A 15,735-nucleotide genomic window follows, 5' to 3' on the forward strand; every position below is an offset into this window, starting at 1 on the left:
TTCGTTACGCGTCAATACGAATCATACCCGCGGCAACGGTCTGATGGGTAACTTCATCGATCAGGATGAAGGCGCCCGTTGCGCGGATCGCATCGTAGGCGTCGGCGGCCAGCGGCTGCTGCACGGTCAGTTCGATCCGGGCGATGTCGTTCAGTTTCAGGCCTTCGGCCGGGTTGTCCACGGTGCGGCGCGTCTGCGTGTTGACGTCCAGGATGGAGTCGATCGCTTTCACCTTGGCCATCGTCTGGCGCGTGCCGTGCTTGATCCAGTACTTGCGGCGCACGTCCAGGGGTTCGTCGGCCATCCAGCACACGTCCGCCTTCACTTGCTTGAGCAGCGTGGCCGGTTGCTCGGCCGGGGCCAGCACGTCGCCGCGCGAGATGTCCACGTACTCATTCAGCGTGATCGTGACCGACTGGCCGGCGACGGCCTGCTGCAGCGGGCCGTCGAACGTGAGGATTTCCTTCACGGTCGCGCTGTGGCCGGACGGCTGCACGACGAGCTTGTCGCCCACCGCCACCTTGCCCGATTCGATGCGGCCCATATAGCCGCGGAAGTCGTTGGCTTCGTGGCCGTTGTGGCGCGCCACCAGCTGCACGGGGAAGCGGAACGGGGCGGCGTGGGTCTCGTCGTACACCGACAGGCCTTCCAGCAGCTCGATCAGGGTCGGGCCTTCGTACCACGGCATGTTGTCGCCGCGTTCGACGACGTTGTCGCCGGCCAGCGCCGACAGCGGGATCGCGGTGATGTCCTTCAGGCCCAGCGTGTCCGCGAACTTGGTGTATTCGGCGACGATGCGGTCGTACACGGTGCGGTCGTAGTCCACGAGGTCCATCTTGTTGACGGCGACGATCACGTGCTCGATCTGCAGCAGCTTGGCGATCGTGGAGTGGCGCTTCGTCTGCACGAGGAGTTCCACGCTGCCGTCGTCACCGAGCTTCACCTTCGACACGTCGACGAGGATGATGACGGCGTCCGCGGTCGACGCGCCCGTCACCATGTTGCGGGTGTACTGCTCGTGGCCCGGCGTATCCGCGATGATGAACTTGCGCTTCGGCGTGGCGAAATAACGGTACGCGACGTCGATCGTGATGCCCTGTTCGCGCTCGGCTTCCAGGCCGTCCGTCAGCAGCGACAGGTCGATCGTGTCGCCCACGGTGCGCTTGTGCTTGGAGCGCGACACGGCGGCCAGCTGGTCGGCGAAGATGCCCTTGCTGTCGAACAGCAGGCGGCCGATCAGCGTGCTCTTGCCGTCGTCGACGGAGCCGGCGGTGATGAAACGCAGCAGACCGGCCTGGCCGCTCTGGTCGTCGTTGTGGTTCAGTTTTTCGTTCAGTGCGTTCATCAGAAATATCCTTGTTTCTTGCGCTTTTCCATCGAGGCTTCCGAGGTCTGGTCGTCCATGCGGGTCGCGCCGCGCTCGGTGATCTGGGTGATGGCCGTCTCGGCGATGATGGCGTCGACGGTCGATGCATCCGACGCGACGGGGCATGTGCAGGAGATGTCGCCCACGGTGCGGAAGCGCACGACGCGCGTCTCGACTTCCTCGCCTTCGCGGGCCGGCGTCAGCGGCGTCAGCGGCACGAGCAGGCCGTTACGCGGGATCACCTGGCGCTCGTGCGCGAAATAGATCGGCGGCAGCGCCAGCTTTTCGCGGGCGATGTATTGCCAGACGTCGAGCTCGGTCCAGTTCGAGATCGGGAACACGCGCATGTTCTCGCCCGGGTGCACGCGGGTGTTATACAGGTCCCACAGTTCCGGACGCTGGGCCTTCGGATCCCACTGGCCGAATTCGTCGCGGAACGAGAAGATACGCTCTTTCGCGCGCGCCTTTTCCTCGTCGCGGCGGGCGCCGCCGATGCAGGCGTCGAAGCCGTATTCGGCGATGGTTTCCAGCAGCGTCACGGCTTGCGCCGCGTTGCGCGAATCCGTCTGCGGATTGCGCAGGCGGACGGTGCCCTTCTTGATCGAGTCCTCGACGGAACCGACGATCAGGCGCTCGCCCAGTTCGGCCACGCGCGCGTCGCGGAACTGGATCACTTCGTCGAAGTTGTGGCCCGTGTCGATGTGCACGAGCGGGAACGGGAATTTACCCGGACGGAAAGCCTTCTCGGCCAGGCGCAGCAGCACCACGGAGTCCTTGCCGCCCGAGAATAGCAGGGCGGGGTTCGAGCATTCGGCCGCGACCTCGCGCAGGATGTGGATGGCTTCGGATTCGAGTGCGTCCAGGTGGCGCGCATTCACGTCACTGAGGGCGAGCGGCGTATCGGAAAAAGTCGTCATGTTTGCTGTGCCTGATGTCTTGTAAGGCCGTATCGGTCATTAAACCGGGGCCACGGATTTGATTCGGATGAGCTTGCCGTCCACGAGGTGCAGGCCGCATTCCTTGGAGTCGGCATTTTCCCACCACCAGCGGCCGGCGCGGACGTCTTCGCCCGGCTGGATCGCGCGGGTGCAGGGTTCGCAGCCGATCGACGGGTAGCCGCGGTCGTGCAGGTCGTTGTACGGCACGTTATTGCCGCGGATGTATTCCCACACGTTCTCTTCGCTCCAGTCGGCCAGCGGATTGAACTTGGCCATGCCGTGCGCCGCGTCGTCTTCCTGCACGGGCAGGTCGCTGCGCGTCGTCGACTGCGCGCGGCGCTGGCCCGTGATCCACGCCTTGTTGCCGGCGAGGGCGCGGCCCAGCGGCTCGACCTTGCGCACGTAGCAGCAGCCCTTGCGCAGCTCGACGCTGTCGTAGAACGCGTTCAGGCCGTTCTTGCTCACGTACTCGTCGACCAGTTCCTGCTTCGGGCGCATCACGACGATGTCGTAGCCGTAATGGGCCTTGACCTTGTCGAACATGGCCAGGGTTTCCTTGTGCAGGCGGCCGGTCTCCAGCGAGAAGATGGTGATCGGCAGGCCGGCCTTCAAGATCAGGTCGGTCAGGACCATGTCCTCGGCCGCCAGGCTGGAAGCGAACACGGCAGGCGAAAAATCGCGCGCAATGCGCTCCAGGATGCCGCGGGTTTCATTCACCCGCGCGTTCAGATCGCTCATGGGTTTCCTTGTTTGCTCGTCAGATGCCGGCGCCGATATCGCTGTGCTCGGGCAGCGCGCCGCGCTGGTGGCGGCGGAACAGCGGCAGTTCATTGTCGACGGATGCCTGGTACGTTTCCGAGAACACCGTCAAGCCTTTCAGCGCGTCGTGGATGTTGCGGTCCTGGCGCGTCGCATAGGCGTTGAAGCCGCAGCGAAGCATCTGGAACAGCTGGTCGCGCAGCACGTCGCCGATCGCGCGCAGCTCGCCCTGGTAGCCGAGGCGCTTGCGCAGGTTGTAGGCGATCGAGTAGCCGCGTCCGTCACTGAATTTCGGGAAGTCGACGGCGACGACGGCGAACTTGTCGAGGTCGTCCTTGACCGTGTGCGCCAGCTCGTCCGATGCGAACCAGATGCCCAGTTCGCGGCGGGCGGCGCGGCCCAGCAGCTGTTCGCGCTGCGCCAGCCAGACCTTGACCGGGACGATGATCTTGCCGGCCGGGACCTCGACGGTTTCCGGGGTGCCGTCTTCGATGAGTTTCAGGACGCTCCAGTCGTCATCCACCACTTCGCGGTGCTTGATGATCTGCTTGTGCGAGTGCAATTCGAAATTAGGCATATTCGTCTTCCCCAACCTTGGCGCCGGCCGGGATCGGCGTGGCATAAACATGTTCCTTGAACGGCGCGACGCCGAGGCGCTGCGCCACGTCGACGAAGCGTTCGCCTTCGACACGGTTCTTCACATACACCTCGAGCAGGCGGCCGATGACTTCCGGCATCTGCGGTGCCGAGAACGACGGGCCGATGATCTTGCCGATGGCCGACTCGTTGCCCTGGGCGCCGCCGATCGACACCTGGTACCACTCGGCGCCGTCCTTGTCCACGCCCAGCACGCCGATATGGCCGACGTGGTGGTGGCCGCAGGCGTTGATGCAGCCCGAGATGTTCAGTTCGATGTCGCCGATGTCGTGCTGGAAGTCCAGGTTGTCGAAACGTTCGGCGATGGCCGCCGCGATCGGGATCGATTTCGCGTTCGCCAGCGAGCAGTAGTCGCCGCCCGGGCACGAGATCATGTCCGTCAGCAGGCCGATGTTCGGCGTCGCGAGGCCGCGCGCCTTGGCCTGTTGCCACACTTCGAACAGTTTGCTTTGCTCGACGTCGGCCAGCACGAGGTTCTGCTCGTGCGTCACGCGCAGTTCGTTGAAGCTGTACTTGTCGGCCAGGTCGGCCACGAAATCCATCTGCTCGGCGGTCGCGTCGCCCGGCGGCACGCCCGTCTTCTTGAGCGACAGCACGACGGACGCATAGCCCGGCACCTTGTGCGGCTTGACGTTGCGCATCAGCCAGTTGGCGAACGCCTTGTTGTCGGCGTGTTCCGCGCGCGGATCGATGTTCGGCAGGGTCAGGTAGGGCTTCGGATTGAACCATTGCGCGACGCGTTCGACTTCCTCGCGGGTCAGGGTTTCCGGACCGTCCTTCAGGTCGGCGAATTCGGCCTCGACCATGCGCGCGAATTCCTCGGCGCCCACGGCCTTCACGAGGATCTTGATGCGGGCCTTGTACTTGTTGTCGCGGCGGCCGAACTGGTTGTACACGCGCATGATCGCTTCCGTGTACGTCAGCAGGTGCTGCCAGGGCACGAATTCGTTGATCACGCTGCCCAGGATCGGCGTACGGCCCAGGCCGCCACCAACCATGAACTTGAAGCCCACTTCGCCGGCCTCGTTGCGCACGGCCGTCAGGCCGATGTCGTGGACGGCGATCGCGGCGCGGTCTTCCACGGCACCATTGATCGCAATCTTGAACTTGCGGGGCAGGGCAATGAATTCGGGGTGGAACGTGCTCCACTGGCGGATGATCTCGGCGTACGGGCGCGCGTCGACGATCTCGTCGGCCGCGACGCCGGCGAATTCGTCCGTCGTGGTGTTACGAATGCAATTGCCCGACGTCTGGATCGCGTGCATCTCGACCGAGGCGAGGTCCGTCAGGATGTCCGGGGTCTGCTCCAGCTCGATCCAGTTGAACTGGATGTTCTGGCGCGTCGTGAAGTGGCCGTAGCCGCGGTCGTACTTGCGGGCGATATGCGCGAACATGCGCATCTGCGCCGTCGACAGCAGGCCGTACGGAACGGCGATGCGCAGCATGTAGGCATGGCGCTGCATGTACAGGCCGTTCTGCAAGCGCAGCGGCAGGAATTCTTCTTCGGTCAGCTCGTCGGCGAGACGGCGCCGTACCTGGTCGCGGTACTGGGCGATGCGTTCACGTACGATGAGATGGTCGTATTGGTCGTAACGGTACATGGGCAAGATTCCTTAGGGGCGGGCCAATCCTGACCCAAACTATCCGGAATATTAATAAAATCCAGCTATATTCCAAACGACGGAGAATTTATTTGCTTATATGAGCCTGCGGTATAAGCATCCTTGTAAAATGCGGGATCGGATTGACAAGATAAGGCAATGAACCTACACCAACTACGTTTCGTGCGCGAAGCGGTCCGCCAAAACTTCAACCTCACCGATGCCGCCAAGGCATTGTTTACGTCGCAACCCGGGGTGTCGAAAGCCATCATCGAACTGGAAGAGGAACTCGGGGTCGATATTTTCACCCGCCACGGCAAGCGCATCCGCGGCCTGACGGAGCCGGGCCGCCTGGTCCTGAGTTCGGTCGAGCTGATCATGCAGGAGATCGACAGCCTCAAGCGCATCGGCAAGGAATACGCCGCCCAGGACAGCGGCAGCTTCACCATCGCCACCACGCACACCCAGGCCCGCTACATGCTGCCCAAGGTCGTGCAGGCGTTCATGCAGCGCTTCCCGAAAGTCAGGTTGTCCTTATTGCAAGGCAATCCGCGCCAGATCGCGGACATGGTCAAGAACGACCAGGCCGATCTCGCCATCGCGACGGAATCCATCGCCGCCGTCGACGGCCTGATCACCTTGCCGTGTTATCAATGGGAACACGTCCTGGTCGTGCCGCACGAGCACCCGCTGACGAAGTCGAAGGCGATTTCGCTGGAAGAGATCGCGGGCTATCCGCTGATCACGTACGACGCCGCGTTCGCCGGCCGCAGCAAGATCGATCACGCGTTCGAATTGCGCAACCTCAAGCCGGACGTCTTGCTGGAAGCCATCGACGCCGACGTCATCAAGACATATGTGGAGCTGGGCATGGGCATCGGCATCATCGCCGGCATGGCCTTCGACCAGGAGCGCGACCGCAACTTGCGCGCGATTCCTGTGGGTCATTTGTTCGGCATGAATGTGTCGCGCGTGGCCGTGAAGCAGGGCGCCTATCTGCGCAGCTACATCTATACTTTTATCGAACTGTTGGCACCCACGCTCAACCGCAAGATGGTCGAATCGGCCATGCGCGGTACCAGCGACAATTACGAGCTTTAAAAAATGAATCGACAACATGATCCGGTCGCGCGCTACTACGCCAGCAGCACGCAGGCTGCCGATGCGGCGCTTTCGCGTGCCGAACGCGCCAACGACTTGTCCAAGGTGCGCGAACGCATCGCGCAACTGGTGCGCGGACAGACCGTGCTGGAACTGGCGTGCGGCACCGGCTACTGGACCGAAGTGATCGCCGCGACGGCCGACAAGGTGCTCGCGACCGACATCCTGGACGAGATGACAGACCGGGCCAAGACCCGCCGTTTCCCAGAGGGCAAGGTCGCGTTCCGCCGCGTGGACGGCCTCGACCTGCCCGACGACCTGGGCACGTTTTCCTGCGTCTTCATCGGCTTCTGGTGGTCGCACCTCAAGCGCGACGAGCAGGACGCATTGCTGGTCCAGCTGCGCGCCCGGCTCGGCCACGACGTCACGCTGATCCTGCTGGACGACGCCTATGTCGAGGGCAGCAGCACCACGATCGCGCGCACGGATGCGCAGGGCAATACGTATGAAATCGTCGCGGCGCCGGACGGCGAGCGGTTCGAGTTGCCGAAGAATTATCCAGCCGACAGTGCGTTACGCAAGCGGCTCGGCGGCGACGTGCGCGAGATCAGGATCGAGCGGTTGACGTATTACTGGATGCTGACCTGCCGGCTGAAGTGACGCGTGGGCTCGGGGAGCCCACCCTACGTGCGCCTCGGTAGGGTGGGCACCCTGTGCCCACGCGAATGAAGCCAATTTAGAACGTGTGACGGATGCCGATGGTGAACGCCGACGGATCCGCACCCAGCGACGTCGCAGCCGGCGTGATGTTGTTCGAACCCGAGTTCAGGCCGAACACGGCCAGACCGTTGTTGTTCAGTTTGGCGTACGACGTGTACAGGTTCGTGCGCTTCGACAGCGAGTAGCTGTAGGCCAGTGCCCAGGCATTGCCCTTGGCGCCGTTCTCGAGCTTGTTCTGCTGCAGGTTGACGTAGAACTTGCCCTGGCCGACCGGGTAGCCGGCGCCCAGGTTGTACTGCTTGAACTTGTTGTTCGCGCCATCCGGATCGGCCGACAGGTAGTTGGCCTTGATCTCCAGGCCGCCGATGTCGGCGAACGTGTAGGCGGCGCCGGCGCCGTATTCCTTGTCGTTGCCCGTGGCGACGCGCTTCAGGGTGTGATAAGCGGCGCCCAGGTACAGGCCGCCCAATTTGTATTCGGCGCCGATGCCCTTCAGGTCACCCGACGGACCGGTGGTCTTTTCGCCGGCCGAGTAGGTCGCCAGCAGGTCGAAGCCATTGAACGAGGCGCTCTTGTAGTTGACCGAGTTCGACAGGCGGCGGGTCACCTTGCCCGAGCCGAAGGCCGACAGGTTGCTGCCGTAGAAGCCCTGGCCGAATTCGTCGGTGGCGGCGGCGACGGTCGCGATCGGCGAGTATTCGCGGCCCAGCGTCACGGTACCGAATGCGCCTTCCAGGCCGACGACGGCGCGGCGCTGGAACAGGCCGGCGGCATCCTGCACGCCGGTGTCGACGGCCAGGCCGGCTTCCAGGTTGAAGATGGCCTTGAGGCCGTTGCCCAGGTCTTCCGAACCGCGGAAGCCGAAGCGGCTGCCCGACTGGTCGCCCGACTGGACGTTGGTGTGGCGGCCTTCCGGACCACCGGCGTCGGCGGATTCGACGGCGGCGTCGACGACACCATACAGCGTCACGTTAGTCTGGGCGGCGGCGAAGAGCGGGGCGGCGGCTACCAGTGCGGCGGCCAGGCGTTTGACTTGCATTCAGGTTTCTCCAATAAGATGTCGACTCAAGCAATTTCATTTGGTCAATTGCTTGATTGGCAGGCATCTTATCGAAGCGATATGTCGATTTGATGACACAGCGAAATGTGGCTGAATTACCACATTTACGATGTCATCAAGATGTGACCGCGTCATTACACGAGATGATCGTGCAGCGGCAGCACGATGTCGATCCGTGTGCCCTGCGGTTCGTCGGCGCCGATCGAGATCTCGCCCTTCATGGCCCAGACCCGCTCGCGCATGCCGATCAGGCCCAGGGATTCCGCCTTTTCCATGTCTTCCGGGCGGATTCCGCGGCCATCGTCGCGGATCGTGATGAGCAGGTCGCTGTTCAGCCGGAACAGATTCATCATGACGCGCGTCGCGTCCGCGTGGCGGGCGATGTTCGTCAGCGCTTCCTGCACGATGCGGAAGATGGCCGTGCTGGCCGCGTCGTCCAGCCGCAGTTCGGCTTCGTCCGCCAGCAGGGTGGTCGGAATGCCGTAGCGCTCGATGAAATCGTCGCGCAGGCCCTGCAGCGCGAAATACAGGCCGCCTTCGTCGAGCGCGCGCGGGCGCAGGTTGGTGGCGATGCGGCGCAGCGACGTGATGGCGGTGAGCAGGTTGTCTTCCATGCCGCGCATCAGGCGCAGGCTCTCGCCCGGCGTGCCGTCGGCCTGCTGCAGCAGGGTGAGGTCCATGCGCAGCGAGGCCAGCAGCTGGCCGAGGTCGTCGTGCAGCTCGCGCGCGATGTGGGTGCGTTCTTCTTCGCGGATCGTCTGCAGGGCGGCGGACAGCTGGCGCAGCTGGTCGTTCGAGCGGCTCAGTTTTTCCTGCACGCGGCGGCGTTCGCTGACGTCGCGCATGACCACCGTATAAAACGGGGCGCCGCCGTTCGCGCGCGACACGGAACCCTCGATGGGGAAGCGTTCGCCATCGATGCGCACGCCCGTGACCGTGTAATCGGTGGCGCGGCGGCCGGCGCGGCCGCTGCCGGGCTGGAAATAATCGACGGGCTCGGCGGCGGCGCCCGCCCCTTCGGCGGGGGCTTCGATGTAATGTCCCAGCGGACTGCCGACCATCCGGTCGACGCTCGTGCCGAACAGCGCCGCCGCGGCCGGGTTGGCCATGACGATGGTGTTCGACTGGTCGGCGGAAATGATGGCTTCGCTGACGTGGTTGACGATTTGACGGCTGGCCTGCACGGTCTCGGACTCCCCTATAATGCGCCGGCCCAGCCAGCAACCGGCCGCGAACCCGGTCAGGAACCAGGCTGCGGACCTGCCGGAAACGCGGTAGCGGCGCGGTCGTTTCATTCGAGAATGCTTGATAGAAAACGATCCGCTGTGCGGGGCCGTCAACTACCTTACCCGCCGTGCAAACTGTTGACTTGACTTACATCTGCTTGAAGAGGTGCAGGAAGCTGCGGCTGACTTCGAGCTTTTCCGTGCGACCCTTGATCAGGACGAGGTGACGGCCGCGGATGTCGCGCGTCACGCCTTCGATGGCGTTGACGTTGACGAGCGTGGCGCGGTGGATCTGCCAGAACAGCGACGGATCGAGCTCTTCGGCCAGGTCGCGCACGGGCTTGCGGATCAGGGCCTCGAATTTCTCGGTCTGGACGCAGGTATATTTCTCGTCGGAACGGAAAAACAGGATTTCCTCGACGGGGATCATGCGCAGGTCCTGGCCGATGCTGGCCTGGATCCATTGCAGGTATTTCGGCTTGGGCGCGGCGATTTTTTCGGCCAGCTGGGACAGCATCGCCGTCACGGTGTCGCTGACGTTGACGGACGCGCTCGCGGCCCGTGCCGGCGTCGTCAGGCGTTCCTTGAGGCGCTCGACTGTGATCTTGAGGCGCTCGGGCTCGGGCGGTTTCAGCACGTAGTCGACGGCGCCGCGCTCGAACGCTTCCACGGCGTACTGGTCGTACGCGGTGACGAACACGACCTGGCTGGCGTCGCCGATGTCGCGCGCCGCTTCCATGCCCGTCTTGCCCGGCATGCGGATGTCGAGGAAGGTCAGATCGGGCTTCAGTTCGTCGACCAGTTGCACGGCCTCGTCGCCATTCTTCGCTTCGCCGACGATTTCCAGCTCCGGCCACACCTGGGACAATCGGGTGCGCAGCAGGTCGCGCATCAGTCTTTCGTCATCGGCAATGATAGCGGTAGGCATGGTCGGATCGGGGCAGTGTCGGGAGTGTCAATTATTCAACGAATTGTCGGCACAAGCAATACCCGGGATGATTACTTGGGTGCAAGCTGGTACGGCACTTCGATCGTGGCGATCACCCCGGTCGGCTGGTTGGCCGCGATATGCAAGTGACCCGCGTCGCCGTGCAGCAGCTTCAGGCGCTCGCGGATGTTGGACAGGCCCAGCCCGGTGCCCTTGCTGGGCATGACGCCGAAGCCGACCCCGTCGTCCGCGACCGTCACGCGCAGCTTGCTGTCGACGACTTCCGCCGTGACGGCCAGGTGGCCGCCCTCGGGCTTACATTCGAGGCCGTGCTTGATCGCGTTCTCGACCATCGACTGCAGCATCATCGGGGGAAACGCCGCGCTGCGCAGGCCTTCCGGCACGTGCAGTTCGACCGTCAGGCGCTCTTCCATGCGCATTTTGAGCAGGTCGAGGTAGGACTTCACCATGTCGACTTCGCGCCCCAGATTCGTGACGAGGTTGTTGTCGCGCATCTGCGGCAGCACGGCGCGCAGGTACTGGATCAGGGTGCGCTGCATGGCGGAGGCGCGCGGCGGATTTGTTTCGATCAAGTGCTCGACGGACGCCAGCGTATTGAACAGGAAGTGCGGCTCCACCTGGGCCTGCATGGCCTGCATCTTGGCTTCGGACAGCTGGCGCTGCATCGATTCGCGCTCGGCGGCAGCCGTGGCCGACTGCATCTCGGCTTCTGCGCGCTTCTTGCCGCCCACGAGGGCCTTGGTGCCGAACAGCGCGAGGATCAACAGCCAGACGAAGCTCGTGAACCAGGTCGACGCCTGCTTGTGGTAGCTGCGCGCCTTGGCCTCGGCCGCGTCGTCGACGGCGGCCTCGATGGCGTTCGACAATTCCTCGCCGATTTGCGGCGGCAGGTCGATGTGGACTTCCTCGCCGTTCGCGCCGCGGATGGTTTTCGTCACCGGATGACCGGTACCGGCCTTGCCCGCGGCCGGCGCGGGCGGGGCAGGTGGCGCCGGCGGCGCCGGGACGGCGGGCTCGGCCGTGCCGACCGCCTTGCTTGCGGCATCGGCCGCTTTTTCCTCGGCGGCGATCCTCGCTTCCTCGGCCTTCGCCTGCGCCGCAACCGCCGCTTTCGCCGCCGCTTCCGCCTTGGCGGCCTCGACTTCCGGATTGATCGTGATCGGGCCGCGCCGGCTGTTCTTGCCGGGATTGATGTGGATGCCGCTGTCGTCGATCGTGACGGTCGGCTCGGGCCGGCGCGCGTGGTGTTCCGTGCGCACGATCTCTTCCTCGCTGCCGGAGAACAATTCGTCCTGCAGGATCTTGCCGGCGACTATCATCAGCGCGGCAAACAGGAAGAATTTCCACCAAGAGAGCTGCGTCACCCACGTGGCGACCGCATCGAAACCGCGGGACAGCGCCGACAGGGTGTTCGAGATGGTTTGCTGGTTGGAACGCCGTGTTTGCATGAAGCTGATCTTTATCAAAAGGTGCGCCGAGTGTAACCGCTGGCACCGTGGCCGACCACGGTTGAGATGATGCAACTTTAGTTCCTGGCCGCGCGGGTTACCACCTGTTTGCGACAGTCTGCATGTTTCAGGCCCTGGAATGCACAGGGGCACGTCGAAAAACCTGCTGCGCGTTACACTGCGGACCGGGCCGCGCAGGCCGGCCGCACTGCTCGTACAGCTGCGCTTCCCGAACGGCATTGCGGCCGCTCGCGGCGGTTTTTCGCGGGGCCCACAGATTGATGATGCCGTGATGACCTATAGAAAAACTGTTAATCGGCAACATTGCGCGGTATGATGAACGACGTCCTGGCTGCGCCAGCCCATGCTTCATACTCGACATGAAAGGGGTTTGCCGATGTCCGCCGTACCTCAGCGTTACCGCCTCGTTACCCGCAGCGATTTCGACGGCCTCGTCTGCGCCGTCCTCCTCAAGCACCTGGACCTGATCGACGAGATCCTGTTCGTCCATCCGAAAGACATGCAAGACGGCAAGATCGCCATCAGCGCGCGCGACATCACGACGAACCTGCCTTACGTTGCCGGCGCACACCTGGCGTTCGACCATCACTTATCGGAAACGATCCGCAATACGGGGCAGCGCGACAACCACGTCATCGACCCGAAGGCGCCGTCCGCCGCGCGTGTCGTCTACGAGCACTATGGGGCGACCCGGTCGTTCCCGGCCGCCTGGCGCGACATGATGGATGCCGTCGACAAGGGCGACGCGGCCCGATTTACGCGCGAGGAAGTGCTCGATCCCCAAGGCTGGAACCTGCTGAATTTCCTGATGGATGCGCGCACGGGGCTGGGCCGCTTCCGCGATTTCCGCATCTCGAATTACCAGCTGATGATGGATCTGATCGATTATTGCCGCCACCACACGATCGACCAGATCATGGCGCTGCCCGACGTGCGGGAGCGCACCCGGCTGTACTTCGAGCACAGCGAGCTGTGCAAGGATCAGATCCGGCGCTGCGCGCAAGTCCACGGCAACCTCGTCGTCCTCGACCTGCGCGAGGAACCCGTGATCTACGCGGGCAACCGCTTCATCATCTATGCGCTGTTCCCGGAGACGAATATCTCGATCCATGTGCTGTGGGGCCTCAAGAACCAGAACACCGTGTTCGCGACGGGCAAGTCGATTCTCAACCGCACGTCGAAGACGAATATCGGCTCCCTGATGCTGGAATACGGTGGCGGCGGGCACGAGAATGCGGGCACGTGCCAGGTGTCCAACGACATGGCGGATGATGTGCTTGGCGCGCTGATCAAGCGGATCACGAGCGAGGGTTAAGTCCGACCACCCGAAACCGTCGTTCCCGCCCTGGCCGGACGCCTTGGCGGGAACCCAAGTACGCCGCACAGTCAATTCGATCCCCGCCTTCGCGGCGAGCCGTTTCCGGCAATGCCGGGAACGGCGGGACATTGCCTCGTCACGCCGGCTGCTGCTCTTCCAGCATGCGCTGCGCCGCCTCGGCCGCCAGCGGCTCGCTGAACCAGATGCCCTGGAATTGGTCGCAGCCATGCGATTCCAGGAAATCCAGCTGGGGCCGGGTTTCCACGGCTTCGGCGACCACTTCCATGTTCAGGTTGTGCCCGATGTCGATCAGGCTCTTGGCCACGGCCTGGCCGCCGTCCGTCAGCGCCTGGACCGTGTGCGACGCCAGCTTGACCTGGCTTGCCGCCAACTGTTGCAGATAGCCGAGATCGCATAGGCCGGCGCCGAAGCCGTCGACGGAGAGGTCGACGCCCAGCGTACGCAATTGCTCGGCCAATTCCTTGCCCAGCGTGGGATTGCGGATCAGGCCGTCGATGCGCAGGTCGAGCTGCAGGCTGCGCGGCGGCAGCCGGTGGCGCGTCAGGCGGTCGGCCAGGCAGGCGAGAAAGCCGGGCTGGCTGTATTCGCGGTACGAGACGTTCACGGTGACAGGGATGTTCTCGAAGCCCGCCGAGCACAGCTGGGCGGCGAACGCGCAAGCCTGGTCGAGCACGCGCTGGCCGATGGGGACGATCACGCCGCTGTCCTCGGCTTCGGCGAGGAAGCGGGCGGGGGCCAGCACGCCCTGGTCCGGATGGCGCCAGCGCAGCAGCGCTTCGAAGCCCGCGACGCGGTTGCCGTCGAACGTGACGCGGGGCTGGTACAGCAGGAACAGCTCGTCCTTGTCGAGCGCGTCGCGCAGCGCCAGTTCGATGCGGTGCTTCGCTTCCGTGGTCGATTTCATGTCGGCCGAGAAGAAGTGGACGTCGTTGCGGCCGGTGCCTTTGCCGTGGTACATCGCGAGGTCGGCCGCGCGCACGAGCTCGGCCGCGGTGCCGCCGTCGTGCGGGTACAGCGACACGCCGACGCTGGCGCCGACGGGGATTTCGCGGTTGTTGAAGGCGACGGGAATCGCGAAGCTCTGGCGCAGGCGCTCGACCATGCGCAAGGTGAACCGCAGCGACGGCTGGTTGGCGAGGATCAGCACGAACTCGTCGCCGGACATGCGCGCCACCGTGTCGCTGTCGCGCACGGACGCCTGCAGCCGGCGCGCCACGACCTTGAGCACGACGTCGCCCGCCTCGTGGCCGAAGGTGTCGTTGATCATCTTGAAGTTGTCGAGGTCGATCAGCACGGTGGCCACGAGCGATTTGTGGCGCTGCGCCAGGTGCAGCGCCTGTTCCAGCCGGTCCCACAGCAGGTTGCGGTTGGCGAGGCCCGTCAGCGCATCGTGGTTGACCTCGTGCTCCAGATGCGCCGTGCGCAGCATGGTGGCGGTGACGTCGGTGAGCACGCCGATGTAGTGCGTGACGACGCCGTGCTCGTCCTGCACGGGCGTGATGCTCAGGTCGTTCCAGAACAGTTCGCCGTCCTTGCGCAGGTTGCGCAGCACGACCTTGGCGCCCACCCGCGCCGCGATCGCTTCGCGCAACTGGGCGCGCTCGATGAGGTCCATGCCGGGCGCGGCCATGAAGCGCGGGTCCATGCCCATGATTTCATCCGCCCGATAGCCCGTGATGCGCTCGAAGGCCGGATTCACGTATTCAATGAGGCTCTGGTCGTTGTCGAGCCGGGTGATCACGATGCCGTTGCTGGCCGCGTGCAGCGCGCGCTCGCGCAGCCGCAACTGCTGTTCGTGCATGCGCCGCTCGGTGATGTCGACGCCCACGCCGAACAGGTATTCGCCGCCGTTGCAGCGCAGCCGCGTGCCGCACAGGAGCATGGGAATGTCGTGTCCGCTGCGCGACACGTAGTCCACCTCCAGCTTGACTTCCTCGCCTTTCGTGAAGATCTGCTCCATGGCCGCGGCCACGGCCGGACGTGCGTCCAGGTCGAGCAGGTCCAGCGCGCGCGTGGCGCCCAGTTCGTCGGGAGTAAGTTCCGTGACCCGCTCGAGGTTATGGTTCCAGAGTACGAAGCGGCCCTCGCGGTTGATCGCATAAAAGGTCCCGGGAAACATGTCGACGACGGCGGACAGCGGCGTGCGCGCCACCCGCTCGGCTTCCGTGCCGCCCCGTTCGCGTCCGGTCGCGACGGCGACGGCGCAGCCGCGCGACTTGCCGTCGGCGTCGTACTGGGGCGCCAGCGTCAGTGTGCCTTCCAGCACGCGCTCGCATGCGCAGAGGTCGACGTGCACCTCGGCGCCTTCGGGCCGGCAGGTGAGGGCGCTCCAGCCGGCGCTCCAGGCGTCGCGTCCGGCCGGCGTGAACAGTGTCATGATGGGACGGCCGAGGACTTGCTCCCCGGTCATGCCGAACAGGGCGGCGCAGCCATCGTTCCAGGCCTGGACGGTGCCGGTTCCGTCGGTGAGGAAGACGCAGCGGCTGGGCGGTTCGGCATCGGTCATGCGGCCCTCCTGGTTTCACGATTGAATCTGTTTGACTTGTGAAC

At 64.4% G+C, this 15,735-nt stretch carries 13 protein-coding genes; 3 read left to right on the forward strand and 10 right to left on the reverse strand.

Features of this window, described 5'->3' with window-relative positions; translation table 11 throughout:
- Positions 1-4: 4 nt before the first annotated feature.
- From BVG12_RS28565 to BVG12_RS28585, 5 genes are read right to left on the reverse strand one after another with little or no spacing between them, the layout of a single operon-like run.
- A complete protein-coding gene (locus tag BVG12_RS28565) occupies positions 5-1,345 on the reverse strand; it encodes a sulfate adenylyltransferase subunit 1 (RefSeq protein WP_075795355.1) in 1,341 nt (446 codons plus the stop codon).
- Positions 1,345-2,283 (reverse strand): sulfate adenylyltransferase subunit CysD, encoded by a 939-nt coding sequence (gene cysD / locus BVG12_RS28570; protein WP_075795356.1) that lies wholly within the window; start codon positions 2,281-2,283, stop codon positions 1,345-1,347. Before cysD ends, BVG12_RS28565 begins: the two co-directional genes overlap by 1 nt.
- 39 nt (positions 2,284-2,322) lie before the next feature.
- Positions 2,323-3,042 (reverse strand): phosphoadenylyl-sulfate reductase, encoded by a 720-nt coding sequence (locus tag BVG12_RS28575; RefSeq protein ID WP_229503744.1) that lies wholly within the window; start codon positions 3,040-3,042, stop codon positions 2,323-2,325.
- A gap of 19 nt (positions 3,043-3,061) precedes the next feature.
- Complete coding sequence (locus tag BVG12_RS28580) at positions 3,062-3,640, reverse strand: DUF934 domain-containing protein (protein ID WP_075795357.1); 579 nt, start codon at positions 3,638-3,640, stop codon at positions 3,062-3,064.
- Positions 3,633-5,321, reverse strand: a complete 1,689-nt coding sequence (locus tag BVG12_RS28585) for a nitrite/sulfite reductase (RefSeq protein WP_075795358.1) — start codon at positions 5,319-5,321, stop codon at positions 3,633-3,635. The genes BVG12_RS28580 and BVG12_RS28585 overlap by 8 nt, the downstream gene beginning before the upstream one ends.
- 159 nt (positions 5,322-5,480) lie before the next feature.
- On the opposite strand from BVG12_RS28585, the gene BVG12_RS28590 reads away from it, so the two are divergent.
- Positions 5,481-6,422 (forward strand): CysB family HTH-type transcriptional regulator, encoded by a 942-nt coding sequence (locus tag BVG12_RS28590; RefSeq protein WP_075795359.1) that lies wholly within the window; start codon positions 5,481-5,483, stop codon positions 6,420-6,422.
- A gap of 3 nt (positions 6,423-6,425) precedes the next feature.
- Positions 6,426-7,082 (forward strand): class I SAM-dependent methyltransferase, encoded by a 657-nt coding sequence (locus BVG12_RS28595; protein WP_075795360.1) that lies wholly within the window; start codon positions 6,426-6,428, stop codon positions 7,080-7,082.
- Positions 7,083-7,158: 76 nt separating this feature from the next.
- On the opposite strand, the gene BVG12_RS28600 is transcribed toward BVG12_RS28595, so the two are convergent.
- The 4 genes from BVG12_RS28600 to BVG12_RS28615 form a co-directional block, all read right to left on the reverse strand.
- The gene (locus BVG12_RS28600) at positions 7,159-8,181 is read right to left on the reverse strand and encodes a porin (protein ID WP_075795361.1); all 1,023 of its coding nucleotides are present in this window, start codon (positions 8,179-8,181) and stop codon (positions 7,159-7,161) included.
- A gap of 155 nt (positions 8,182-8,336) precedes the next feature.
- The gene (locus tag BVG12_RS28605; protein WP_075795362.1) at positions 8,337-9,497 is read right to left on the reverse strand and encodes a PAS domain-containing sensor histidine kinase; all 1,161 of its coding nucleotides are present in this window, start codon (positions 9,495-9,497) and stop codon (positions 8,337-8,339) included.
- A gap of 79 nt (positions 9,498-9,576) precedes the next feature.
- Positions 9,577-10,356, reverse strand: coding sequence for a LytR/AlgR family response regulator transcription factor (locus tag BVG12_RS28610; RefSeq protein ID WP_075795363.1), 780 nt, complete (start codon positions 10,354-10,356; stop codon positions 9,577-9,579).
- 71 nt (positions 10,357-10,427) lie between these two features.
- Positions 10,428-11,825 carry a sensor histidine kinase gene (locus tag BVG12_RS28615; protein ID WP_075795364.1) on the reverse strand — a complete coding sequence of 466 codons (1,398 nt, stop codon included), beginning with the start codon at positions 11,823-11,825 and terminating at the stop codon, positions 10,428-10,430.
- Between the two features lie 397 nt (positions 11,826-12,222).
- On the opposite strand from BVG12_RS28615, the gene BVG12_RS28620 reads away from it, so the two are divergent.
- The gene (locus tag BVG12_RS28620) at positions 12,223-13,161 is read left to right on the forward strand and encodes an exopolyphosphatase (RefSeq protein ID WP_075796621.1); all 939 of its coding nucleotides are present in this window, start codon (positions 12,223-12,225) and stop codon (positions 13,159-13,161) included.
- Positions 13,162-13,300: 139 nt separating this feature from the next.
- On the opposite strand, the gene BVG12_RS28625 is transcribed toward BVG12_RS28620, so the two are convergent.
- Positions 13,301-15,691, reverse strand: a complete 2,391-nt coding sequence (locus BVG12_RS28625) for a sensor domain-containing protein (RefSeq protein ID WP_075795365.1) — start codon at positions 15,689-15,691, stop codon at positions 13,301-13,303.
- Between the last annotated feature and the right edge of the window lie 44 nt (positions 15,692-15,735).

This window comes from Massilia putida (assembly GCF_001941825.1).
Classification (GTDB): domain Bacteria; phylum Pseudomonadota; class Gammaproteobacteria; order Burkholderiales; family Burkholderiaceae_D; genus Telluria; species Telluria putida.